Here is a 24,249-nt window from a genome sequence, read left to right on the forward strand (position 1 = left end):
TTTATTTTGACTCCTTAACAAAGTTTTTAGAAGCAATAATTAACAATAAGGTTCCTGAAAGTATAAAAATTATATTTATAAACCAAAATACCAATATATTCATGCTTTCTACACCCGCTACATATCTTATTATATCAACAACATATTTTACTGGTAATATATAAGAAAGCCACCTCAAATATCCTGGAATAAATGAAATTGGAAAGTATATACCTGCAAAAAACATCATAATTGTAAATAAAATAGATGATGCTGTATTTGCACTTTCAGTTTCTTTAAATAATACTAAAATTAAAATACCAACCCCCATCATTCCTATTGTTGTTGATAATCCAACTATAATTAATAAAAACCAATTAAATTGAAAGGATAAATTAAACCACATTTTTCCTAATATTATTATAAAAAATATAGATGCAAAATTCAAAATTAATTTATTAAAAGATGCAGAAATTACAAATTGATATGGTTTTACTGGAGCAACCATAAATCTCTTTATTATTCCTAGCTTTTTATATCTTCCAAAAACATTTATCACAGAAAACATTCCACCAGAAAGTATTGAAATAGCTATTATTCCTGTTAACAAATATTCCATTGGATTTGTTTGAGTTTTCCCTAATTTAATTAGTTTTTCATCAACACTTATATAATCTTTTTTTAATTTCAATAAGTATTTTTTTACTCCACTATTTGCTCCATACTTTATCCACTGAATATTTGAATTCATATTTGAAACATAATAATATTTAACTTCATTATTGTTCATATAGATTCCATAATCAACTTTATTATTATTAACTGCTTCTTTTAATTTTTCTTCATTTTCATAAATTAAAATCTTGTTTGGTTTAAAGTAATTTTTTACATCATCGTTTATAGTTCCAGAAATACCATAAGTATAAGTTTTAACTATATTATTTTGAGTAAATAAAAAACCAAAAATCACTAAAAACAAAACTGGAAAAAACAAAGTAAAAAAAACTTCAATTTTGTTTTTAAAGGTTTCAAGAAAAAAAACTTTTATCATTGTTTTAAAAGATTTATTCATATTTCATCACCCTTTTATAATTTATAGAAAATGTAACTATCCCAATAACAAACCATATTGCAGGTATAAGATAATTGATACCTCCAACACTTTTTCCTTCTAATAAGTTTCTCATACCGTCAACTAAATAAGTTGCAGGATTAAAATATACATACCACCTTATAAACCAAGGCGTTGTTTTTACACTAAAATATAAACCACTCAAAAATATTGTCATTTGATAAGCTACATTTGAAACAACTGAAATTGTAGAAATTTTTTTAAAAAATGATGCAAACAATAATCCAAAAGAAAGAGCTGTTATAGCACTATAAATTAAAAAAATTATAAATTGAATAGAATAAATTACATTAGTAACTTTTAATAAATATGCTTCAAAATAAAATAATGAAATTGACAGTATTAAAACTAAAAAATTTGATAAACCAAATGCAAAAAAATAATGATAGGACTTTATGGGTGATGTGTTTAATTTTTTTATAATACCACTTTCAACGTCTGTTATTATACCAATTGGCATATTAAAAATTGAAATAGTCAAGATCGACATCATTAAAATACCTGGAAATAAAAAATCTTTATATTTGAGTGATTTTTTTAGGTTTATTGCTTCTTCTGAAGAATTTACTTTAAACTCTTTTCCTTTATTTGCAATTCTAACATTCATTTCATCTACAATAGATTTAAAAATATTTTTAGAAAAAATAGAATCATTGCCAGGATAATAATAAAATTCAATGGATGGTACTTTAACCAAATTAAAAACCATATTCAAATTTAAACTGTTAAAATTTTTTGGAAATACTATAAAACTATCTATTTTCTTTTCTTTTATTAAATTTATTCCTTCATTTTTAGACTTTAAAGTCGAAAATTTTATCATATTTGATTTAGAAATTTCTTTGAATGTACCTTCAAATATTTGTTCAGCCATGCCAGTTAAATTTTCTTCATAATAAACACCAATTTTTAAATTTGTATTCATGTCTCCATTTTGAACTCCACTAAAAAGAGCATTAAAAAATAAAAAGAAAACTGCTGGAAAAACTATAGACCAAAAAACTATCTCAAATTGTCTAAAATTATCCGTTATCATTGTTTTTGTTAAAGAAAATAATTTCATACATCCATCCCCCTATTCTCTAAGTGTTCTTCCAGTAAGTTGTAAAAAAACATCTTCTAAATTTGGTTTTCTTATGGATATATCTTCTATTTTATGCCCTTTTTCTTTTGAATATTCAAGAATTTTTATTATATCACTTTCTACATCATTTGTCTCTAACTCATAAAATCCATTTATATTTTTTAAATCTAACATATCAATTTTAATATTTTTTTCTGAATAAAATGTAATAACCGACTTCATTTTAGTATTTTCAATCAATTCTTTTACTGTACCTTTTAATATAATTTTTCCGTGGTCAATTATATAAATCATATCTGCAAGTTTTTCAGCTTCTTCCATGTAATGCGTTGTAAGAATTATTGTTTTTCCATTCTTTTTCAATTCAATTATTGCATCCCATAAATTTCTTCTTGCTTGTGGATCAAGACCTGTTGTTGGTTCATCTAAAAATACTATTTCTGGATCATTAACAACAGCTGTTGCAAGTGCAACTCTTTGCAATTGCCCACCAGAAAGATTTTTTATTCTTGATTTCTTTTTTTCTATTAAATTAAATTTTTTCAAAAGTTCATTTACATCAACAGTTTTTTTATACAAACCAGAAAAAGCTTTTAAGGTTTCGTGAACAGTTAAATTAGTAAAAAAATTAGTACTCTGAAGCTGAACTCCAATTTTTTCCTTTATTTTTTCATCAACAACATTAATTTTTTCTCCAAAATAGTAAATTTCTCCAGAAGTTGGAACTCTTAGTCCTTCAAGAGTTTCTACTGTTGTAGTTTTTCCTGCTCCATTTGGTCCCAATATAGCTACAACATACCCCTTTTTTACTTCAATATTTATTCCATCAACAGCTTTTATACCTTTATAATATTTTTTTAAATTTTTAACCTCTATTATATTCATAAAAATCCCCTCCTTATAAAATATTTTAACACAAAAACTAAAAAAATTTATTTATTTTGATATTATGGTATATTTAGTAATAAAATATATAAATTTAACCGAAAAAAGAAAAAACTTTATTTTATATTTTAATTTTTTATATAATTTTATAAAAAATTAAAATTTATACAATAAATTTTATATAAAAATAAAAAAAATTAAAATATCTCTTGACTTTTTTAAAAAAATAATGTACAATATTATTGAATTTAAATTTTATTATAAAAAACTAAAAAAAGGAGGGGTTTTTATGAAAAAATATAAAGAAAAAAGATGTACATCATACTCTGAAGGTTTTGATAGAATCGTAGAATTAAAAGATTACTTTAATTATATTATTAAATTTTAATTAATTTTTTTAAACATGATGCCCTCACCCTAATTCATGTTTTAAACTAAAAAAAAGATTCCTTAAAAGGAATCTTTTTTTATTTTTCCATTACTTCTATTCTATTTCTTCCGTTTTCCTTTGCTTTATAAAGTTGTTCATCTACATATAACAATAAAGTTGATAATTCAATTTTTCTATTTGTAAAAATAACTCCCAAACTAACTGTAACTCTCAAAGAATTATTATTAACAATTATTGGAAAATCAGAAATATTTTTTAATATTTTTTCACTGACTTCCATTAATCTTTGTTTTGATATATTTGGTAATATTATAACAAATTCTTCTCCGCCATATCTACCTAAAATATCTGTTTTTCTTATACAACTTTGAATTCTTTCAACAATAATTTTTAATACTATATCTCCTATTAAATGTCCATAAGTATCATTAATTTTTTTAAAATAATCAATATCCACCATTATGGAACTATAATTTTTATATTTATTACTTTCTACAATTTTTTCAGTTTCCTTAAAAAAAGCATACCTATTATAAATTCCTGTAAGGCTATCTATTTTTGATAATTTTTCTGTTTTTAAAAATAATTTGTTATTTTCTATAATTACTCCTCCATAATTCATAAATTCATTTAGTATTTTAACTTCTTCTTTTGTATATTGTGACTTTTTTAATGAAAATAAGATTATTTTTCCATTTTTTATTTTAAAAAGATAAACAGTTTTATATAAAGTATTTTCTATATAAAAATCATTTAAAATACAACTTTCTTTATTATTATCAAAAACTTTATTTAATAAATAATTAAAATCTATAATTTTTTCTTTAAAATTTTTAGAAATATAAGTATTATTATCTTCTAAATAAATTATTCCTCCATCTAACTCTAATTCATTTATTAATTGATCTAATAATTTTTCGGGTATTTTTTCATTCTTTATCTCTGTTAGAATTTTAGAAACTTTATGAAGTTTCAACAAAAAATTTTTCATTTTTTGATTTAATTCTTTTTCTCTTCTTATTATATTAATTTTATTTCCTAATGATAAAGAAAGTAAAATAACTTCTAATGTAGATCCTATTTTAGGAAAATAAATAGTTAAAATATTTGTTGGAATAATCTTTAAAGCTGCTAAAATATTTATAAAAATACCTAAAACAAAAAAAAACCAAGCATATGTAAAAAGTTTTATTGTTAAAGTTTTCATCTTTAATTTTATCATTAAAAATGACAATAAAAACACGCTAATCAATCCAGAAATAGTAGCAATATTTGTACTCAAGGTAGAGCTTAAAAATAATGAAATAAAAAGCATAATTGAGAAAATTTGTATAGAAAAAATAAATATTTTATTTAAAGATTTTTTTATTTTTGATAAATTTATAAACTTTTTTACAAATAAAAGATAAAAGATTATAGTTAAAAATATAAAAAACGAGTTTGAATGTTCAAACCACCATATATTTTTTGAAAAAATATCATTTGTAAGTCCATCCCAAACTAATTGCATCATTACAAAATTAAATAAATAAAGTATATAATAAAAATATGAAATATTTTTGGTTGAGATAAAAATAAAAAAGTTATATAAAATCATTGATATTATTATCCCATAATACAAACCTAAAACTATGTTTTCATTTATTTTTTTATAAAAAAAATCGTTTTTTTCCAAAACTTTTATAGGAACAGTCATATAACTACTTGTTTTTACTTTTATTAATATATTTGTTTTTTTACTTTCTATTTTAACTGGAAAAACAAATGTATTAACCTTTAAAGGTTTAGAATCATAACCTCTATTAATTCCTGTTTTTATACATGTTTTTATAGAATTGTTTTCTATTACATAAAAGTCAATATAAGATAATTGTGGTTTATTTATTTCAACAAAAAATTCTTTGTTTTTTTCATAATTTTCTAAAGAAAAAAAATACCAATAAGAAGAATTAGTTAAACCAAAAGTTGTTTGATTTAACACTTTTTTATCCATTTTCAAAACTTCTAATGGAGTATATAAATCCTTTTTATCTTCTACATAATAAATTTGTGTAAAAGAAAAACTTGATATAATTAAAATTATAATAAAAAATATAATCTTTTTATAACTCAATGATAACTTCCTTATCAAAAGAACCTTTTAATAATGAAATATTACCATAAGAAGAAAAATCTTTTGGCATATATGAATTTATAACTTTTTTAGTGCCTAATAATCCCATTTTTATATAAGATTCAGCAATCAATTCACTGCAGGTATAATTATCTTTTTTTGATGGTAAGTTAAATATTTTTCCTTCAAAAACTTCCCAAATCATTTTTAATTCGCCTGGATTGGGTATTCCATAAACATTATAAAATAATTTGTATAAATCATCTAACATTTCAGATGTTCTTTTCAAATTTAATTTTCTAAAAGAATAAATCGGTGGTTTATATGGAGTTACATCATTTCCATATGATTTTAATCTTTTATAAAGTTCAACTAATTTTGGACCTTTTTTATGATCATCAAATAAAACATCTTTTAAATTAGTTAAAGATGTTGATTCCCATAAAAAAGGTTCTGAAATCTCATCAAACTTAACTACCATTGCAACATGTGACCAAGGACATTCTTCTAATTTTTCTACAAGTTTACTCATTTCATACTGCCCACTAAATAGTATTAAATCCCCTGTTTCCATAATTTTTTTTACTTCATTATATTTCATAAAATCCCCCCTATCAAAAGTTATTATACTATAATAAAAATTTTTTATCAATAAGTAAAAGAGTAGAAGCTTATGCTTCTACTCTTTTACTTATTATATCTTTTGTATCTCTTGCTATCATTAATTCTTCATTTGTTGGTACTATTAATACTTTTACCTTTGAATTTTCTGATGAAATAATTGCCTCACTTGAATTTAATTTTACATTCTTTTCTTGATCTAATTCAACTCCAAAAATCTTTAACCTATTGCAAACATGACGTCTTATAGAAGTTGAATTTTCTCCAACACCTGCTGTAAAAATAATTGCATCTACTCCTCCAAGTGCAGTTGCATAAGCTCCTATATACTTTGCAATTCTATAAACATATACGTCTATTGCAAATTTACAGTGTTCATCGCCCTTGCTTTTTGCTTCTCTAATATCTCTCATATCATTACTCAAATAATTAGAAAGGCCATACATTCCACTTTTTTTATTTAAAATATTATCAACTTCATCAGGAGTATAACCTTTTCTTATTAAATAAATAGGAATTGAAGGATCAATATCTCCACTTCTTGTACCCATAACAACACCTTCAAGTGGTGTAAATCCCATTGATGTATCAATTACTTTTCCTCCATCAATTGCAGCTATTGAAGCTCCATTACCTAAATGAACAGTTATTATTTTTAGTTCTTTTATATTTTTATTCAAAATTTCAGCTGCTCTTTGAGAAACAAATCTATGACTCGTACCATGAAATCCATATCTTCTTATTTTATACTTATGATATATCTCATAAGGTATTGGATATAAGTAAGCTTCTGGAGGCATTGTTTGATGAAAAGCAGTATCAAAAACTCCAACCATAGGTACACCTGGTAATAATTTCTCAGCAGCTTCAATCCCTAAAAGATTTGGAGGATTATGAAGAGGTGCAAGTTCTATATTTTCTTCAAGTGCTTTTTTCACTTCATTAGTTATCAAAACGGATGAAGCAAATTTTTCTCCCCCATGTACTACTCTATGACCAACAGCAACAATTTCTTTAATATCCTTTAAACAACCAAATTCATTATTAATTATTAATTTTAAAACCTCATTCAAAGCTTTTTCATGATCCTTTATTTCAATGACTTCTTCATGTTTTTTCCCATCGATCTTATGAATTATTTTTGCATCTTTTCCACCTATTCTTTCAACTAAACCCTTACACAAAAGTTTTTCATCTTTCATGTTCAATATTTGATACTTTAAAGAAGAACTTCCAGTGTTGATAACAAGAATTTTCATTTTATTTCCTCCCATATATTTTAAATATAGAAACTCATATTTTTAATATTTTTTTAATAAAATTCGGAGGTTTAACTTATTTTTTTCAAGATGAAAAAAAACGGTATCCTATTAGGATACCGTCAAATTTTTCCTACAGAATCAAGAACTTCCATTCTGTCCATTATAACTTTTTTTGTATATTCTTTTGCTGTTGCAAAGTATTTCCTTGGATCAAATTCTTTTGGATTATTATTTAAAAATTCTCTTAAACCTGCAATGTATGCCATTCTTAAATCTGTATCTGTATTTACCTTATTTATTCCATATTTAACTGTTTCTTTTAATATATCAGAAGGAACGCCTTTTGAACCTCCAAAATCTGCACCGTTTGCTTCTGCAATTTTTACCATTTCTTGAACTACACTTGACGCACCATGAAGAACAAGAGGTATTTTTGTAAGTTCTTTAACTTCCTTTAATCTATCAAAATCTAACTTTGCTGTTCCTTTAAATTTAAATGCACCATGTGATGTTCCTATTGCTGGAGCTAAAAAATCAACTTTTGTTTCTTCAACAAATCTTTTTGCTTCATTAGGATCTACAAGAACAGAATGTTCAGCTACAACATCGTCTTCTATACCTGCAAGTTGACCTAATTCTGCTTCAACAGAAACATTTGCAGCATGTGCTATTCTAACAATATCTTTTGTTATTGCAATATTTTCTTCTAAAGGTGAATGAGAAGCATCGATCATAACTGAAGAATATCCAGCTTGTATACAAGCCATTATGTTTTCTAATTTTGAACCATGATCAAGATTTAGTGCAACTGGAATTTCTACAGAATCTGCAAATTCCCTAACCATTTTTACAAATAATCTTGCACCTCTATAAACATCACCATCACCTGCATACTTTAAAGCACCTTGTGAAGTTTGAATAATAACAGGTGATTTTTTTTCAACACCAGCTTCAATTATTGCATGAATAAACTCTAAATTATTTACATTAAAAGCTCCAACTCCATATCCTTCTTTGTTTGCCTTATCTAGTATAACCTTTGTATTTACATATGCCACGAGTTTTCCCTCCCTCGTAAAACTAAATTCATTTATATTATACCATATTTTTAAATTCTTTCAATTCTTTTTAAATCGATTTATTCATCTTTAAAGATATTTCTTTTGTAATGACAGTAAGATTTCTTCCCTGTTTTTTCATAATACTTTTGATGATAATCTTCTGCTTGCCAAAATTCTTTAGCCTTTTCAAGTTTGGTGGCAACATCATATCCTTTCTTTTTAAGAAAAGAAATTATGTTTTCTGCTATTTGTTTCTGTTCTTCATTGATATAAAAAATTGAACTTCTATACTGTTCTCCAATGTCTACACCTTGTCTATTAATTTGTGTGAAATCATGAATATCAAAAAATATTTTTAATATTTGTTCATAAGTAATTTTTTCTTTATCATAAATTAATTCTATAGCTTCAGCATGACCTGTAAACCCATAGCATACTTGTTCATAAGTTGGATTAGGTGTTTTTCCACCTGTATATCCAACTCTTGTATCAATTATTCCTTCATAATTTTTTAATAAATCTTCAACTCCCCAAAAACATCCTGCTGCTAAAATAGCTTTATCGTATTTTTTTTCATTTTTCATAAAATCATTCCTTTCATAAAACTCCACACTAATAGTGTGGAGTTTTTATTTTTAAATTATATTTTAAACATATTCATAAGATCATTATCAATTTCAAAATTTAATATATCATTTTCAATTAGAAGTGAATAAAATTGATTTATTTTTTTAGTTAATTCTTCTCCTTCAACATATTTAAAAGTTACTCTATTTAAAAATTCTTCAACATTTTCAATATTTGCTCTCATCATATCAAAAGAAAGTTTTGCTGCTTCTTTTTTATTTTTATTCACCCATTCAATACTATTTTTTAATTCATCTAATACAACTTTGGATATTTCTGGATATTTTCTAACAAACTCTCCTTTAAATATAACTCCTGCATTTGGAAATAACCCAAAATTATTATTTATTTCATTCCAAAGTTTACCATAAGATAATTCTGAATATTTAATATTATTATTTTTTAATGTTTTTATAGCAAACCCTGCTTCAGGCTCTCTAAGTAATACAGTATCCACTTTTCCATTAATAAAATCATTCATAATTTGTTTAGGTCTTCCAAAAGGTTTACCAAACACAAATTCAAAATCATTTACATCAAATCCTTTTGATTGTATTAAATACTTTGTTATTTTAGCTGGTGGTGCATCTTCAAATAAAGGTAAATAAAGTTTTTTACCTTTTAAATCTTCTATTGACTTTGCTTTATACCCTCTTGTTAAAATAGAAAAATTATCCCAAACAAATACAACTGGCATCTTTACATCCATACCTTTAAATTTTGAAGCTGTTATTAATGCAGAAAAACTTATATCTGCTTTCCCATTTACAATCCAACCCAAATGTTTTTCTGTTTCTTCCCAAACTTTTAACTCTTTTATATTTACTGCATTTTTAATTTTTTTAGACTGTAAAAGTTTCATAATTATAGGATAACCAACTGGTGTTGCTGATTGTATTGTAATAGTAGGTTTATTTGAGTTTTCATTTTTTTCTTCTTCTTCAATTGTTTTTTTAAAATAAACCCAAACTTCAAATTCACTTTTAATTTCTGTTTTATGATCAAATCCCATTCCATTTAACATATTTATCAAAGGGGTTGGTTCAAAGGTTTGAACTAATATAAACTCTTCACCTGGTTTTATGCTATAGGCTTTTTTAATTATTACATCAAATGGATCAACTTGCATAGTTCTAACATCTAAAATATTAAGATTATCTTTATTGCTCTTATTAAAAACAGATACTCTATATTCAAATTTGTTTATTTTTTTTACATTGTACAAATATTTTAACTCTTCAATATTTTTTATAAAAGGATCTATTACAAACTCTCCTTCAAATACAAATCCTTCACCACGTTTTAAATTTTTTAATTTATTTAAAACATTTTCAATACTTTCAAAATTATTATTTTCTACTTTTAAAACTTCATTTTCATCCCAAAATATATCTGTATTATTAAATTTTTCTTCATTAAATTCTTTTATACATTCTGGAAATTTTTTTGACAATTCTTTTACTAAACCTAATTCTTCATTTAAAGTATGTAAGATTTCACACAAAGATATCTTTGTCATTTTAGAAGCATTTTCAAAAGTTGCAAATTTTGCAAGAGTATTCCACATAAACGGTGTTTGCATCTTTTTAAACTTTGGAGATAGTTCAATTAATTTTTCTTTTAACTTTGGATGTTTTTCAAGAGTTTCTTTTACATTAGAACTGCCAGTTATTAATTCAATATTTTTTATTTCAATAGCATTTGTTGGGCATGATTTTAATGCTTTAATTGATTTAGTTTCCTCTGTTTCATTTTCTGGTTGTTTATAAACTATAGCTTTTCCATCTATTATTTTAAAATTTTCTTCAGCAACTCTTTCACATGCTCTACAAGCTATACATTTCTCTTTTAAAACTTTAAACTTTTCCATTTTAAACACTCCTTTATCCAGATAATTTTTATCGTATATAAAAATTATATATTATTTTCATATAAAAATCCGTATCATATGTTACACTTTTTAATAGTAAAAATAAATAATTTTTGTTATAATCAGTTAGCTTAACTAATAATTATATTGAGGTGATTTATGTCAAAAAAATACTTTAAAGTATTGAAAATCGCTTTACCTGCTGTTGGAGAAATGCTTTTATATATGCTCGTTTTTGTATCAGACACAGCCTTTATAGGTCATTGGGGCGGGAATGATGCAGTAAGTGCTGTTGGATTGAGTACAGAACTAATATATACTATTACAGGTATAATAATAACAATAGGGTTGAGTACTGCAATAACAACTATGGTTGCTCAAAGTTATGGAGCTAAAAAAATAAATACAGTTGAAAAATACTTATCTTCTGGTTTTTTCTTCGGCTTTTTCATATCATTAATTGTATCAACCTTTATTTTTTTATTTAGTAAAAATATATTAATTATTTTAGGAGCTAAAAAAATTGTATTATCCTATGGACTTTCTTACACAAAAATAGTAGCTTTTGGATCAGTATTTCAAATGTTAGTTTCATTACTTAGCTCAGGCTTAAGAGGAATAGGAAATACTTTTATGTCAATGATTTCAGCATTAATTATAAACACTATAAATATAATTTTAGACTGGATTTTTATTTTTGGCAAGTTTGGATTTCCTGAAATGGGAGTTAAAGGTGCTGCCATTGCAACCTCTCTTGCAGCAATTATTGGATTTTTATTTTTAGTATTTTATTATGTATTTTTTTCAAAAGTAAAAATCAGATTTAAATATATAAAAAATTTAAACAAAAAATATATTTTAAAATTATTTTATCTTGCAGTTCCTTCTGGGCTTCAAGAAGGAGCTTTTAGCTTAGCAAGATTATTATCTGTTTCTTGGGTATTGAGTGGTCTTGGAAAATTATCTGCTTCCACTAATCAAATAGTTACAACAATAGAAAGCATATCTTTTATGCCAGGTTGGGGATTTAGTGTTGCAGCAACTGCTTTAGTTGGTCAAATGATTGGAGCTAAGGACTATAAAAAAGCTAAAGAGTACGCAAATATTTCTGCATTAATGGGAACTGTAATAATGAGTTTTTTTGGAATATTGTTTATATTAATTCCAAAACTTTTTATGAATTTTTTTATAACAGATCCAAAAACAATAGAACTTGGAGTACTATGCTTAATAGTAACAGCTTTTGAACAACCAACAATGGCAATAAGTATGATTTATGGTGGATCTTTAAAAGGAGCTGGAGATACAAAAACGCCTTTTAAGGTATCTTTATTTACTAATTGGGGAATAAGGCTTCCTTTAATATTTATTATAATCTTTATTTTAAAATTAAATCTAGTTTATGTCTGGGGAGCAATGGTTATACAATGGTTTATAGATGCACTATTAAAATATAATTTCTTTAAAAATTTTTTATCCTCAAAAATAAAATTAAATATATAACAATTACACAAACAACTAAATTTGTTTCAATTTTACACACTCCTACTATTTTGGTAATTTACATATAAAAAATTTTTTTATATACTTTATATGTTATCAAAATGAACTGAAAGGAGTTGTAAAATATGGGAAACTATCAAAGAATAAATCCAAAAAAACCAGAAGGTATTGAAACTAAAAAAGCTTATTTAGTTGGTTCTGGAATAGGAGCACTTTCAGCAGCTTTTTATTTAATTCGTGATGGACATATGGATGGAAAAAATATAACAATATTAGAAAGAAAAAACATTAATGGTGGTGCTTTAGACGGAGCAGGAAATGCAGAAGAAGGATATGTTATTCGTGGTGGAAGAGAAATGGAAGCTCATTATGAATGTACTTGGGATATGTTTGGAGATATTCCATCTTTAAAAAGACCTGGTAGAACTATTTTAGATGAATTTCACGAAATAAATGTTTGGGATCCAAATGAGTCAGTTTGTAGATTACTTCATAACAGAGGTGAAAGAGCAGATTCTTCTACTTTAGGCTTAGAAGAAAAACACATTAAACAATTAACAAAACTTTCTTTAGCAACTGAAGAAGCACTTGGAAATATTACTGTAAAACAATTTTTTGATCCATCATTTTTTGAAACAAATATGTGGTTATTTTGGAGAAGTATGTTTGCTTTTGAAACATGGCATAGTGTTGTAGAAATGAAAAGATATATGCAAAGATTTATTCATTTATTACCTGGTATGAATAAATTAAAAGGCATATTATTCTCTGAATACAATCAATATGATTCATTTGTTTTACCTTTGTTAAGTTGGTTAAAAGAACGTGGAGTTAAATTTGAAAATGAAACATTGGTTACTGATTTAGATATGGATATAACTGATTCCGAAAAAGTAGTTACAGGTATACATATTATAAAAAATGGAAAAGAAGAAATAATAAAAACTACAAGAAATGACTTAGTTTTTGTTACCAATGGTTCAATGACAGAAAATTCAACAATTGGAAGTATGAATAAAGCTCCAGAACTCAATAGAGAACCTGGACCAGTTTGGAATTTATGGAAAAACATTGCAAAAAAAGACAAAGCTTTTGGAAACCCTGAAGTTTTTTGTGGTAATATAGACAAAACCAAATGGGAATCATTTACTATGACATTCAAAGATTCTAAAATGGAAGATGTTTTGAAAAAATTAACAGGTAATGATCCTCGTTCAGGAAGAGGTATTACTGGAAGTGTTGTAACTTTTAAAGATTCAAACTGGGGAATGAGTTTTACTGGCAGTAGACAACCACATTTTGCAAATCAACCAGACAATGTAATCGTATTGTGGGCATATGGATTATTCCCAGATAATGAAGGAGACTTTATAAAGAAAAAAATGAGTGAATGTACAGGAGAAGAATTATTAAGAGAAGTTTTGTACCACTTAAACGTTGAAGGCGAATTAATGGAAGAAATTGTTGATAGTGCAATAGTAATTCCAGTAATGATGCCATACATCACAAGTCAATTCATGCCAAGAGTAAAGGGAGACAGACCTGATGTTGTTCCAGAAGGTAGTGTTAATTTAGCATTTTTAGGACAATTTGCAGAAATAAAAGATGATTGTGTATTTACAGTTGAATACTCTGTTCGTTCTGCAATCATGGGTGTATATAAATTATTAAATCTTGAAAAAGAAGTACCAGAAATTTATCCAAGTCAATATGATGTTAGAGCACTTACAGCAGCTACAAAAACATTGTATAGCGGAAAACCTTTACCAGGCGAACCTATAATAAAAAAATTAATAAAAGATACAACATTAGAAGGATTAATTTAAAAAATAAAAAGAGAAATCATTTATTTGGTTTCTCTTTTTCATATTTTAATAAAGCTCTATAAAGATCTCCATCTAATATTTTAGTTAAATTATCTACTATTTCTTTTGGATCTTCTTCCATATGTTCCTTAACCCAATCAATAATTGTATTAGTAAGTGCTATTTTATAAAATTTTGCTACATATTTTTTATCTTTTTCAGTTATATTCATATCTTTTGAAAGTTCATTTATAACCCCAAAAATAAGTTTATATACGCTTTCATCCAAATGATTTTCTAAATGATCTCTATCAATTGAATTATATGCATTTAAAACTATTTTTTTATTTTCACGTAAATAATAAAGTATTTTTAAAAAACCCTTTTGCCAAGTTTCATAAGTTCTATTTTTTCCAAGAACATTAAGTATTTCCGTTTTAAAAGTCCATTCTAAAAGATCATATATATCATGAAAATAATAATATAAAGTTCTTCTGTTTAATCCACATTCTTTAACAACATCATTAACCGTTATTTTAGATAATGGTATTGTTTGCATTAGTTTTTTTAATGATTCAGATAAAGCTTTTTGTGTAAGTTTAGACATATATGTTCCTCCTAGTATCAATTTTAAACTAATTATAAAATAAAAAATCACCATTATAATTAATAGTATTATGTTATAATAACATTAATTATAATGAAAGAGGGTAATATAAATTGAATTCAAAAAAATTTTTAGGATGGGCATATCTTTTTATAACAATTTTCTTTTTTAGTACTATTGAAGTAGCTACTAAACCTTTTTTAAATATTTTCAATCCTTTTCAAATAACTTTTTTAAGATTTTTTATTGGTGGACTATTTATTTTATTATATCTTTTTTTAACAAAACAAATTAAAAATTTTCAATTTTCATTCAAAAATTTAATGTTGATGTGTTTTATAGGAAGTTTAAATTCTTTACTTTCAATGTCTTTATTACAGTTTTCTATAAAATTTTCAAATGCTTCAACTGCAGCAATTTTAATAAGTGCAAACCCAATTTTTGTTTTAATATTAGCATCAATTATTCTAAATGAAAAAATAACTTTAAAAAAAATTATTTCTCTAATAGTTGGTATAATTGGCATTATAATAATATTACTTTCTAATAATACTGGAGATAGTTATTTAGGCCTTTTATTTGGACTTCTATCTACATTCAGCTTTGCTTTTTATACAGTAATGGTAAAAAGATATTTATCAAATATTCCTTCAAATATTTTTGTAGCTTTTTCTTTTTTAATGTCTTCAATACCTTTTTATATAGTATTAAAAATATTAAAAATACCTGTATTTGAATTCAATGGAAACTTTCAAATTTATTTGATGTTATTTTATATAAGTATATTTGTTACTGGTATAGCTTATATTACCTTCTTTAAAGCATTAACTATCTTAGATGCTTCTTTAGGTTCTTTTTCTTTTTTATTAAAACCTGTAATTTCAACAATACTAGCTTATTATTTTTTAAATGAAGTTCCAAATAAATTAAAATTAATTGGAACTATATTTGTTGTTTTATCTGTTGGGATTTTAGCTTTAAAATTCCAACAAAAAAATAACTAAAAAATATTTTACTAAATTTAAATTTTTTTATAAATTTTTATATTCTTTTTATCAAAATCAAACTAAATATCTCTTTATATGATATCATAACATGATACCATATAAAGAGGTGATTTATATGAAAAAATTTGTTCTTTTTATTTTTTTATTTATCAACATTTTTGTTTTTTCAAATCCTTTAGAAGATACATTTAAATTTTTAAATGTAAAATACGATCCAAAAGAAATAAATACATCAAATAATTTTGAAGTATTATCAATAAAAGATATTAACTCTAATGAATGTTTTATAAAAATACATTGGAATATAAAAAATATTTTTTTATCTGGGACAAGAGTTTTATTGAACAATGGAAATGGCTTTAAAATTATTAAAAGCTTATCAGCTTTTCAAAATTCTGTAAGTATAAAAGTTTTGAAAAACAAAAAAAATAGTTTCATAATTCAAAATTATGACAAAGATGGAAGTATCTACAATAGTACAATAAAAGACGTTTATATTTTCTACAACAATGAAAAAAACAAAATTATTTCATATAAAAATAAAAAGTTTTTAATATATAAAAATTTATTTGAAAAAAATAAAAATACTTTAATTTATTTTGGAAAAAAAGAAGAAGATTTTTTAGAAATAAACGCATTAAACTTAAAATCAAACTCAATAGTTTTCCCAATAGGATACACATCAGATTCAACAATTGCTTCTTTTGTAAAAGAACGAACTAAAGTTTCATTTATTAATAGCAATATATCATTTAACTTTGAAACGAAATATCCACTCATTTCTCCAGAAATAACTAAAAGTGGATTTCACGAAATATTTCCAATAATACCAGCATCATACATATCAAAAAAATTAAATTTAAACTTCAATTCAATAAATATAAGATTGTTTTATAAAAATGAATTTAAAGATGAAAGTTATTCTGAACTTTGGAAAGTAAAACCAAAATTTTCAAGACAAACTTATGAAGAAGAAGCTATGATTTTACACAAAAAAATATCTGGTATAAGATATGGTTATAGAATTCCAGAAAAATCTATAAATACTGAAGTTTATAATAAAAAAAGGAAAGCTATAATTTTTGTTCACGGAATTCAAATAAATAGATATTTAGAAAATTTTTTTAAAGAAAAATTTCCTTGGAGAACTTTACAACGGTTTGGAACCTTTAATAATTTCTTTAGATATATATACGAAAATGATGAAAAATTTAAAAATTTTGATTTTTACGAATTTATTTATGATTCTCATACCATGACAGCAAAAGAATTTGGAAAAAAACTTTATGAATTAATGGAAAAAGGAAAGTTTAAAGATTATAAAGAACTTTATTTTATATCTCACAGCATGGGAGGATTAGTTACTAGATATGCACTTAATTTTTCAAATTATACGAATATAGTTAATATAATAAATATAGATGCAGTTAATTATGGCTCATCTTTACAAAATCTAATAGAACTTTTTGCTTATAAATCTTTTGATGAAAAAATTGATGAAAATATAGAAAGTGCTATTAAAATATTAGAAAATTCATTAAATGATACTATTTCTCAAAAAAAATTAAATTTAGATAATGAGTTAAAAATATTATTTAAAACTTATCCATACTTAATACCAGCAATTCTTTCTGAATATAATATATTAGATACTTTTAATGGAGGATATTCTATACGAAGTTCAAATACTAAAAAATTAAATAAATTAAATAATACACTTTTTAAAAAGAATTTATTTACACCTTCAAAAGACATAATTAATTTAAATAAAAATGATAAATACTTAAATAAATTACTCTTAATTTATTCAAAAATTGATGATTATGATCCAATAGTTACATTTAACTTTTCTCACTCAGTTTTAGAATTTTTTGGAAGAATAACAAATTCATCTAAATATGAAATAGAAAATGATGGAGCAGTTACAGTTGCCAGTCAAATGATGTATGGATATAATGTAAGAAGAGATTCAAATTATATAAATGGAAGAAATCACGAAACTTTTTTTAATGATTATAAAATGATAACAGAATTACTAAATAAATATGTTTTAATTAATTATTAAATTATGTTATAATAAAAAAAAGGTGGGGATTAATATTGAACTCTAATGAAAATATTAATGCAATTTACTATTCAGTAAAAATTTCTTTTGAAAAAAATATAAATAAAAATAAAAATTTTAATGAAAGTATTTATACTTTAATGAATACTCTAAAAAATAAAAACAATGAAGATATATTAAATATGATTATTTTAAAATTTAATAAAACTTTTAATATAAAAATTAATTCAAAAAAAAATATGTTTAAAAACAAATCACAATATATAATTTCTAATAAAGTTTATAAAAATATAACTTCTTCTAGAAATAAAATAAATACACTTCAAATAAATTCTCAAAATGTACTGAATAACAAAATTTTAAAAAAAAAGCATACATTAAAAAATGAAAAAAGTAATTTAAAAACATGTTTTTATTATTTAAATACTAAATTTGATAAAAACAAACCTCTCCCTAAAATCATAATTAAAGATTATTCTACATTATTAAAAAAGCGAATGAACTCTAAAAGTTTGTTTGTTTTATATGGTACATTAAATAATAAAATTAATACATATATACAAAATGAATTAAAAAATAAAAAAGAAAAAAATAAAAATATTTTAAAAAATTCAAGGCTATATATAAATAAAAATTTTCAAAATATACAAATAAAAAATTATGAAGAAATAAATTTAAAAACTGAATATTGCTTAAAAAGCATGAAAATAAATTTAAATAATATCATGAATAATACTTCTTTAATTTTAAAAAATAAAATTTTAAATTCAGAAATGATGTTAGCGGAAATTGGTTTATTTAAATTCGAAATAACTAATAGTTCCATATTTAAAATTAATTGCTTTATAGTAAATAAAAAATATGACAATATAAAAAATATAACAAAAGATATTTTAAGCTTAATAAAAACAAAAGAGCTATCTGAAAAAAACAAAGAAAAAATAATAAATTCATTGGAGGGATTTGTAAATGCATGAAAATTTAAAAGAAATAATAGAATTAGAAAAATCTGATTTAATAGATTTGAAGTTTAAAGAAATAGTAAATTATATGAAAACAATTGAAGAATATTTTAAAGAAAGTAGTGAAGACGAATTAGAAGAAGCAATAATGCTTTACGAAAAACTTCAAGAATTATATGTTGTTGCAAATAGAAAATTAGAAGAACTTGAAGCTAAGAAAAAAGCAATTGATAAAAAAATAAACTTTCAAAATAAATAAAAATGGCTTGCAAATGCAAGCCATAATTGATTATTATGCAGATGTTACGTTAGAAGCTTGTGGTCCTTTTTCGCCGTCTACTACGTCAAATTGAACTTCTTGATTTTCTTCTAAAGTTCTAAAACCATCCATTGTTATTGCTGAAAAATGTACGAATACGTCTTTTCCATCTTCTGCTGTAATAAATCCAAATCCTTTTTTTGCGTCAAACCATTTAACTGTACCTTTCATACTTTCACCTCGAAAATTAAAATTTGCTACGCTTATATAATACCATATATGATTCGTTTTCTTATTTCTTTTTAGTTAACTTATGATTAACCTTAAAGTTTATTTTTTTTAACTCATTAAGTATTTAGAAATTTAATTTCAATAAAAAAAAAGATGCACTAAGTGCATCTTTTCAATTATTATTCAGCTGTTCTTACGTTAGAAGCTTGTGGTCCTTTTTCGCCGTCTACTACGTCAAATTCAACTTTTTGGTTTTCTTCTAAAGTTTTGAAACCATCCATTGTTATTGCTGAAAAATGTACGAATACATCTTTTCCATCGTCAGAAGTAATAAATCCAAATCCTTTTTTTGCGTCAAACCATTTAACTGTACCTTTCATACTTTCACCTCGAAAATTAAAATTTGTTACGTCTATATGATACCACAATGATTATCAAAATTAAATTACAAAAAGATTAATTTTTTATTAAAATAATTTACTTTCTATTTGGTTTTATAGAATTAACAACTTGATTAACTAAAGGTTTTAACTCTTTTTTTGAAAGAGATTTTGCATACTCTGCATTCAACATTTCTTTAAACCATTTTTCTGTATTAGACTTTGGAAATAGCTTATTATCTTTTACTAAAGGATTATCATTCATTGAATTTAATACCTTAGCAAATAATTCGGAAACAAATGCTTCTGCAGCTTTTTTTTCATTCATTCCCTTTGTATCATAAGATAAATTATATACAGGGCCTATCATATTACATCACCACAACTTCACCGTAAATATAACCGGCTTTAGATAAGTTTTGTATTATAGCTATAATATCTTGAGGAGTTGCTCCAGATGCCTTTAAAGCTGCAATTACATTATCTATAGTTGCAGGATTACCATTTATACTACCATCATTTACACTAATTACAAAATTTCCATAACTCAACGAAAAATCAGCTAATTTTACTTTTCCACCAAGAACTATGGTTCCCGTTTTTTCATTTATTATTATTTGTGCCTTTACATCTGGTTGTACTTCAATTTCTTCTATTAAAGCTAAGAAAGATACTACATCATCATAAAAAACATCTGGAATCTTTATTTTTATAGATGATGAATCCATTGCTTTTGAAATTTTATCTGAAAAGGTTACATTAATAGCCATTGAAACTCTTGCCGCTGTAGAAAAATCAGGATGTTTCAAATTTAAAGTTATAGTATTATTCGAAACAATATTTGCTGGAATTTCTTTTTCAACAATAGCTCCTTGTGGAATATAACCTGAAACTTTGTATTTTTTTTGAAGATTTGTACTCTTTACTTCAGCACCACCAGTTAAAACATTACCTTGAGCAACAGCATATACATTATTATCTGCACCGTATAATGGTGTTTGAATTAAAACACCATTTTCTATTGATTTTGAATCTCCAACAGCAGATACAGTTACATCAAGTTTCATTCCTTCTTTATAAAAAGATGGAATATCAGCTGTTATTATTACAACTGCAGTATTTTTAGAGGTGATTTGATTTTTTATTTGCATTCCAAGATTTTTAAATAAGTTATTTAACATTTCAGACGGAATATTTCCAGAATCTCCAGTTCCATTTAAACCTGTTACTATTCCTATTCCAAATAGTTGATTATCTCTTGCACCTCTAAAATCAGAAATATCTTTTATTCTAACATTTGCAAAAGATAGTATAGATACAATTAATATCAATACTAAAATTATTTTTTTCAAAACACACCTCCATTAATAAAATACATTAGCTATACCAGAAAGAATCCAAGATATCCAAGAAGGCTCTTTTGGATCTTGTTGAAATATTATATCTCCAGCATACCAAATTTTTGCATTTGCAATCTTTGAAGATTCTATGTATCCATCATTTATAGAGTCCTTAGCAAAGTCTCCTTCTATTATCATCTTTTTCCTTTGATTATCAATTTTTATTTCTTTTTCACCACGTATAGTATATATATTTTTATCAATTTTTGTAATTTTTGCTGTAATATACAAACTTACATTTGCTTTTGTAGAAGATTTAACTTTATTATTAGAAACTTTCAAAGATGATGGATCTGTTGATCCTAAAGGTAAAAATTTTGTCAAGTCTGTTCCACCTATATTTTTAACAATGGAACCTAATGTATCAATGGTAGTTGATTTATAACCTGGAATATTATCATCCATTGAAAGTGTTGGTGATTCTCTTACTATAACTGTAATAAAATCTCCAACTGAATAATTTTTATTATTTGAAACAATAGAAGTTTTTGAAGATTTATTCCACAATGAATCTGAAAAAGAAATAGTAGTCAAAATAATTATTATTATTATTAAAAAAATTTTTTTCAATTTACATCACTCCCAAGATTTATTAAAAGATATGGTCCTTCTTTTAATAAGCCAGTAACTACTTTTTTTGTTTGAGTATTTTTAACAGAAATAATTTCGCCGTAATTAGCATCTTTTAAAACAATTCCCCAACTTTTAACTACGACTCCGTTATATTTAACTACAATTGTTATAGTATTTCCTGCTAATACATCTGGAATTACTTTTAAAAAATTTTTATTTATTATTTCATTTTTTAATCCATTTTTTATTAATTTAAATTTTCCTTCTTTAAATTCTTTCAAATACAACGGTTGAAAATTTAAAGATAATATATTTACAGTACTCTCTTTTGTATCTTCTAATTTTAAAATTTCATTTCTTAAAATATCTTTTGAAAACAAAAGAATTTTTTTTTCTTCAGAAATTTTAACTGATACATTAAAATAATGTTTTTGATTGTTTTTTAAATAAGAAGCAGAAATATACAATGTATTTCCGCTTCTAAATATTCTATTTATTGTTGGAGTAGAAGAAACAGTTATTTTTTTTTCTATTTTCAACACTCTAAAATTTTTATTATAATTGTTTACTGTATTTATTATAAATTCATTAAAATTAAAGTTTGTTTTTTTTATTACATCAGATACTTCTTTTATAACTTTTATTGTATTAGAATTAAAGCTTAATTGATAGTCCTTATAATAAATACTTAAAAATCCTTTCAATATCTTCTCTAATTCTTCTTTTTGATAAATTTTATAATTATTAATATAACATATAGTTCTATCATATTGAATATCTTGAAAAATATCTTTAAGAGAAAATCTATTATCATTTGTAATAACAGTAGAAGGAACAGTAAATACTGTTTTAGCATATATTAAAGAAATAAAAAAGATAAAAGTAATAAAAAAAACTTTAATTTTCATTTTATCTCTTCAATGAAGCAACTGTTCTAAGCATCTCATCAGCAGAAGTTATTGCTTTTGAATTCATATCATAAGCTCTTTGAGAAATTATCATGTTAACCATTTCTTTTACTGCCTCAACATTAGATTTTTCAAGATATCCTTGTTGTAAAGCTCCATATCCATCTTGACCAGATACACCTTCTATAGGAGCTCCAGATGCTTGTGTTTCAAGATAAATATTATTTCCTGTAGGTTCAAGACCTGCTGGATTTACAAATCTTACAAGTGTTAAATTACCTAAATTTTGTATAGTACCATCACCAAGTTTTACACTTATTATTCCGTCTGGTGATATACTCAATCCAGATGCACTTTGAGGGATTGTTATATTTGGTACTACTAAAAGTCCATTGCTTGTAGTCAATCTGCCATTTGCATCTCTTTTAAACGAACCGTCTCTTGTATATCCTATCTTTCCATCTTGTAACTGTACTTGAAAAAAACCATCTCCAGTTATTGCTATATCTGTAGAATTTCCAGTTTCTTCTAAGTTCCCCATAGTAAACAATCTATTTGTTGCAGCAAGTCGTGTACCATGTCCTATATACAAACCTGTTGGAAGTGTTGAATCTTGAGCAGTTGGAGTTCCCGCCTCTTTTACTGCTTGATACAACAAATCTTGAAATTCTGCTCTCATTGATTTATAACCAGTTGTATCTACATTTGATAAATTATTTGATATAATATCTAACTTTTTTTGTTCAGCATTCATTCCTGAAGCTGCTGTATAAAGAGATGTTATCATTATTACCCCTCCTATTATGTTCTTGTTATTTCAATTGCTTTTGCATTCAAAGAATCTTGAGACTGAACAGCTTTTTGTAATATTTCAAACTCTCTGTTTGCACTTATCATATTAACCATTTCTTTGAGGGTATCAACATTAGATTTTTCAACATATCCTTGTTTTATTTTGGAGATTGTATCTTTTACTTCAGTTCCAATAAAATAATTTGTACCTTTTTTTGATAAATTCTTCAATTCAACAATACCTATTTTATTGGATGTGTTATTAATATTTCCATTTTCATTAATTTCAAGGTTCTTTTGAACTCTTATAGGATTATTAGTTTCATCTAAAATTTTATTTCCATTATTATCAACTAAATATCCATCAGCTGAGAGTTTAAATTCTCCATCTCGTGTATAAAAAATATCTTTTCCAGATTGAACTTTAAAAAAACCTTTACCTAAAATTGCCATATCAAAATTGTTATTGGTTTCAACTAATTTTCCTTGTGTCATTTCGGGAACAACTTTATCTAATACTACTGCTGTTTCTGTTTTTCCAATACCAATTCCTTTTTGTGAATTTTTAGGAAAAGAATAAAATTCTTTTTCCAAAATGGCTTTAAAAAGAGACGTGTCTTTTTTATAACCATTCGTATTGACGTTGGCAAGATTGTTAGAAATTGAGTTCAATCTTTGAAGAGAATTCAACATTCCCATTCCAGCACTATAGATACCCCTCATATTACTACC

At 24.4% G+C, this 24,249-nt stretch carries 24 protein-coding genes; 6 read left to right on the forward strand and 18 right to left on the reverse strand.

The genetic code is table 11. The features are described 5' to 3' along the window. Position 1: 1 nt before the first annotated feature. The 9 genes from IGS63_RS00290 to IGS63_RS00330 form a co-directional block, all read right to left on the reverse strand. Complete coding sequence (locus tag IGS63_RS00290; RefSeq protein WP_190615064.1) at positions 2–1,051, reverse strand: ABC transporter permease; 1,050 nt, start codon at positions 1,049–1,051, stop codon at positions 2–4. Beyond that, a complete protein-coding gene (locus IGS63_RS00295; protein WP_190615065.1) occupies positions 1,044–2,174 on the reverse strand; it encodes an ABC transporter permease in 1,131 nt (376 codons plus the stop codon). The genes IGS63_RS00290 and IGS63_RS00295 overlap by 8 nt, the downstream gene beginning before the upstream one ends. A gap of 12 nt (positions 2,175–2,186) precedes the next feature. Continuing rightward, on the reverse strand, positions 2,187–3,080 hold the full coding sequence (locus IGS63_RS00300) for an ABC transporter ATP-binding protein (RefSeq protein ID WP_190615066.1): 894 nt from the start codon (positions 3,078–3,080) through the stop codon (positions 2,187–2,189). 467 nt (positions 3,081–3,547) lie between these two features. After that, a complete protein-coding gene (locus tag IGS63_RS00305) occupies positions 3,548–5,584 on the reverse strand; it encodes a sensor domain-containing diguanylate cyclase (protein WP_190615067.1) in 2,037 nt (678 codons plus the stop codon). Further along, a complete protein-coding gene (locus tag IGS63_RS00310) occupies positions 5,574–6,185 on the reverse strand; it encodes a hypothetical protein (RefSeq protein WP_190615068.1) in 612 nt (203 codons plus the stop codon). The genes IGS63_RS00305 and IGS63_RS00310 overlap by 11 nt, the downstream gene beginning before the upstream one ends. Positions 6,186–6,255: 70 nt before the next feature. Then, a complete protein-coding gene (locus IGS63_RS00315; RefSeq protein WP_190615069.1) occupies positions 6,256–7,464 on the reverse strand; it encodes an acetate/propionate family kinase in 1,209 nt (402 codons plus the stop codon). A gap of 122 nt (positions 7,465–7,586) precedes the next feature. Further along, positions 7,587–8,525, reverse strand: coding sequence for a class II fructose-1,6-bisphosphate aldolase (fba, locus tag IGS63_RS00320; protein WP_190615070.1), 939 nt, complete (start codon positions 8,523–8,525; stop codon positions 7,587–7,589). 80 nt (positions 8,526–8,605) lie between these two features. Then, on the reverse strand, positions 8,606–9,112 hold the full coding sequence (gene msrA, locus IGS63_RS00325) for a peptide-methionine (S)-S-oxide reductase MsrA (RefSeq protein WP_190615071.1): 507 nt from the start codon (positions 9,110–9,112) through the stop codon (positions 8,606–8,608). 56 nt (positions 9,113–9,168) lie between these two features. Next, a complete protein-coding gene (locus IGS63_RS00330; RefSeq protein WP_190615072.1) occupies positions 9,169–11,025 on the reverse strand; it encodes a DUF1858 domain-containing protein in 1,857 nt (618 codons plus the stop codon). Between the two features lie 159 nt (positions 11,026–11,184). Here IGS63_RS00330 and IGS63_RS00335 point away from each other — a divergent pair, with 159 nt between their 5' ends. Both IGS63_RS00335 and IGS63_RS00340 read left to right on the forward strand, forming a co-directional pair. After that, positions 11,185–12,528, forward strand: a complete 1,344-nt coding sequence (locus IGS63_RS00335; RefSeq protein ID WP_190615073.1) for an MATE family efflux transporter — start codon at positions 11,185–11,187, stop codon at positions 12,526–12,528. Positions 12,529–12,653: 125 nt separating this feature from the next. Further along, positions 12,654–14,354: an oleate hydratase gene (locus IGS63_RS00340; RefSeq protein WP_190615074.1), complete on the forward strand. Its 1,701-nt coding sequence runs from the start codon at positions 12,654–12,656 to the stop codon at positions 14,352–14,354. 16 nt (positions 14,355–14,370) lie between these two features. Here IGS63_RS00340 and IGS63_RS00345 read toward each other — a convergent pair whose 3' ends face one another. Continuing rightward, on the reverse strand, positions 14,371–14,940 hold the full coding sequence (locus IGS63_RS00345) for a TetR/AcrR family transcriptional regulator (protein WP_190615075.1): 570 nt from the start codon (positions 14,938–14,940) through the stop codon (positions 14,371–14,373). A gap of 113 nt (positions 14,941–15,053) precedes the next feature. On the opposite strand from IGS63_RS00345, the gene IGS63_RS00350 reads away from it, so the two are divergent. The 4 genes from IGS63_RS00350 to IGS63_RS00365 all read left to right on the forward strand — a co-directional run bounded on the left by IGS63_RS00350 (position 15,054) and on the right by IGS63_RS00365 (position 19,233). Next, positions 15,054–15,944 (forward strand): DMT family transporter, encoded by an 891-nt coding sequence (locus IGS63_RS00350; RefSeq protein WP_190615076.1) that lies wholly within the window; start codon positions 15,054–15,056, stop codon positions 15,942–15,944. Between the two features lie 118 nt (positions 15,945–16,062). Continuing rightward, entirely contained in the window at positions 16,063–18,012 is a 1,950-nt protein-coding gene (locus IGS63_RS00355) for a lipase family protein (protein ID WP_190615077.1), read from the forward strand. 35 nt (positions 18,013–18,047) lie between these two features. Further along, positions 18,048–18,989 (forward strand): hypothetical protein, encoded by a 942-nt coding sequence (locus IGS63_RS00360; protein ID WP_190615078.1) that lies wholly within the window; start codon positions 18,048–18,050, stop codon positions 18,987–18,989. Beyond that, positions 18,982–19,233, forward strand: coding sequence for a hypothetical protein (locus IGS63_RS00365; RefSeq protein WP_190615079.1), 252 nt, complete (start codon positions 18,982–18,984; stop codon positions 19,231–19,233). Before IGS63_RS00360 ends, IGS63_RS00365 begins: the two co-directional genes overlap by 8 nt. Before the next feature lie 33 nt (positions 19,234–19,266). Here the strand turns inward: IGS63_RS00365 and IGS63_RS00370 are convergent, their stop codons facing one another. The 8 genes from IGS63_RS00370 to IGS63_RS00405 form a co-directional block, all read right to left on the reverse strand. After that, positions 19,267–19,464: a cold shock domain-containing protein gene (locus IGS63_RS00370; protein WP_190615080.1), complete on the reverse strand. Its 198-nt coding sequence runs from the start codon at positions 19,462–19,464 to the stop codon at positions 19,267–19,269. Between the two features lie 179 nt (positions 19,465–19,643). Next, positions 19,644–19,844 carry a cold-shock protein gene (locus tag IGS63_RS00375; protein WP_190615081.1) on the reverse strand — a complete coding sequence of 67 codons (201 nt, stop codon included), beginning with the start codon at positions 19,842–19,844 and terminating at the stop codon, positions 19,644–19,646. Positions 19,845–19,941: 97 nt separating this feature from the next. After that, the gene (locus tag IGS63_RS00380) at positions 19,942–20,214 is read right to left on the reverse strand and encodes a rod-binding protein (protein WP_190615082.1); all 273 of its coding nucleotides are present in this window, start codon (positions 20,212–20,214) and stop codon (positions 19,942–19,944) included. A 1-nt stretch (position 20,215) separates the two neighbouring features. After that, entirely contained in the window at positions 20,216–21,196 is a 981-nt protein-coding gene (locus IGS63_RS00385) for a flagellar basal body P-ring protein FlgI (protein ID WP_190615083.1), read from the reverse strand. 12 nt (positions 21,197–21,208) lie between these two features. Next, positions 21,209–21,814 (reverse strand): flagellar basal body L-ring protein FlgH, encoded by a 606-nt coding sequence (locus IGS63_RS00390; protein ID WP_190615084.1) that lies wholly within the window; start codon positions 21,812–21,814, stop codon positions 21,209–21,211. Then, positions 21,811–22,725 (reverse strand): flagellar basal body P-ring formation chaperone FlgA, encoded by a 915-nt coding sequence (gene flgA / locus IGS63_RS00395; protein WP_190615085.1) that lies wholly within the window; start codon positions 22,723–22,725, stop codon positions 21,811–21,813. Before flgA ends, IGS63_RS00390 begins: the two co-directional genes overlap by 4 nt. A 1-nt stretch (position 22,726) precedes the next feature. Then, complete coding sequence (gene flgG, locus IGS63_RS00400; protein WP_190615086.1) at positions 22,727–23,512, reverse strand: flagellar basal-body rod protein FlgG; 786 nt, start codon at positions 23,510–23,512, stop codon at positions 22,727–22,729. Between the two features lie 14 nt (positions 23,513–23,526). Continuing rightward, the gene (locus tag IGS63_RS00405) at positions 23,527–24,240 is read right to left on the reverse strand and encodes a flagellar hook-basal body protein (protein ID WP_190615087.1); all 714 of its coding nucleotides are present in this window, start codon (positions 24,238–24,240) and stop codon (positions 23,527–23,529) included. Positions 24,241–24,249: the final 9 nt, after the last annotated feature.

It is taken from the genome of Tepiditoga spiralis, assembly GCF_014701195.1.
GTDB classification, from domain to species: domain Bacteria; phylum Thermotogota; class Thermotogae; order Petrotogales; family Petrotogaceae; genus Tepiditoga; species Tepiditoga spiralis.

Excerpts from the sequence above, each read along its gene's own strand:
- IGS63_RS00295 (WP_190615065.1), bottom strand. The coding sequence starts at position 2,174 with ATGAAATTATTTTCTTTAACAAAAACAATGATAACGGATAATTTTAGA.
- flgG (WP_190615086.1), bottom strand. The coding sequence starts at position 23,512 with ATGATAACATCTCTTTATACAGCAGCTTCAGGAATGAATGCTGAACAA.
- IGS63_RS00380 (WP_190615082.1), bottom strand. The coding sequence starts at position 20,214 with ATGATAGGCCCTGTATATAATTTATCTTATGATACAAAGGGAATGAAT.
- IGS63_RS00365 (WP_190615079.1), top strand. The coding sequence starts at position 18,982 with ATGCATGAAAATTTAAAAGAAATAATAGAATTAGAAAAATCTGATTTA.
- IGS63_RS00405 (WP_190615087.1), bottom strand. The coding sequence starts at position 24,240 with ATGAGGGGTATCTATAGTGCTGGAATGGGAATGTTGAATTCTCTTCAA.
- msrA (WP_190615071.1), bottom strand. The coding sequence starts at position 9,112 with ATGAAAAATGAAAAAAAATACGATAAAGCTATTTTAGCAGCAGGATGT.
- IGS63_RS00340 (WP_190615074.1), top strand. The coding sequence starts at position 12,654 with ATGGGAAACTATCAAAGAATAAATCCAAAAAAACCAGAAGGTATTGAA.
- IGS63_RS00345 (WP_190615075.1), bottom strand. The coding sequence starts at position 14,940 with ATGTCTAAACTTACACAAAAAGCTTTATCTGAATCATTAAAAAAACTA.
- IGS63_RS00355 (WP_190615077.1), top strand. The coding sequence starts at position 16,063 with ATGAAAAAATTTGTTCTTTTTATTTTTTTATTTATCAACATTTTTGTT.
- IGS63_RS00370 (WP_190615080.1), bottom strand. The coding sequence starts at position 19,464 with ATGAAAGGTACAGTTAAATGGTTTGACGCAAAAAAAGGATTTGGATTT.
- IGS63_RS00310 (WP_190615068.1), bottom strand. The coding sequence starts at position 6,185 with ATGAAATATAATGAAGTAAAAAAAATTATGGAAACAGGGGATTTAATA.
- IGS63_RS00375 (WP_190615081.1), bottom strand. The coding sequence starts at position 19,844 with ATGAAAGGTACAGTTAAATGGTTTGACGCAAAAAAAGGATTTGGATTT.
- IGS63_RS00335 (WP_190615073.1), top strand. The coding sequence starts at position 11,185 with ATGTCAAAAAAATACTTTAAAGTATTGAAAATCGCTTTACCTGCTGTT.
- IGS63_RS00315 (WP_190615069.1), bottom strand. The coding sequence starts at position 7,464 with ATGAAAATTCTTGTTATCAACACTGGAAGTTCTTCTTTAAAGTATCAA.
- IGS63_RS00290 (WP_190615064.1), bottom strand. The coding sequence starts at position 1,051 with ATGAATAAATCTTTTAAAACAATGATAAAAGTTTTTTTTCTTGAAACC.
- IGS63_RS00300 (WP_190615066.1), bottom strand. The coding sequence starts at position 3,080 with ATGAATATAATAGAGGTTAAAAATTTAAAAAAATATTATAAAGGTATA.
- flgA (WP_190615085.1), bottom strand. The coding sequence starts at position 22,725 with ATGAAAATTAAAGTTTTTTTTATTACTTTTATCTTTTTTATTTCTTTA.
- IGS63_RS00330 (WP_190615072.1), bottom strand. The coding sequence starts at position 11,025 with ATGGAAAAGTTTAAAGTTTTAAAAGAGAAATGTATAGCTTGTAGAGCA.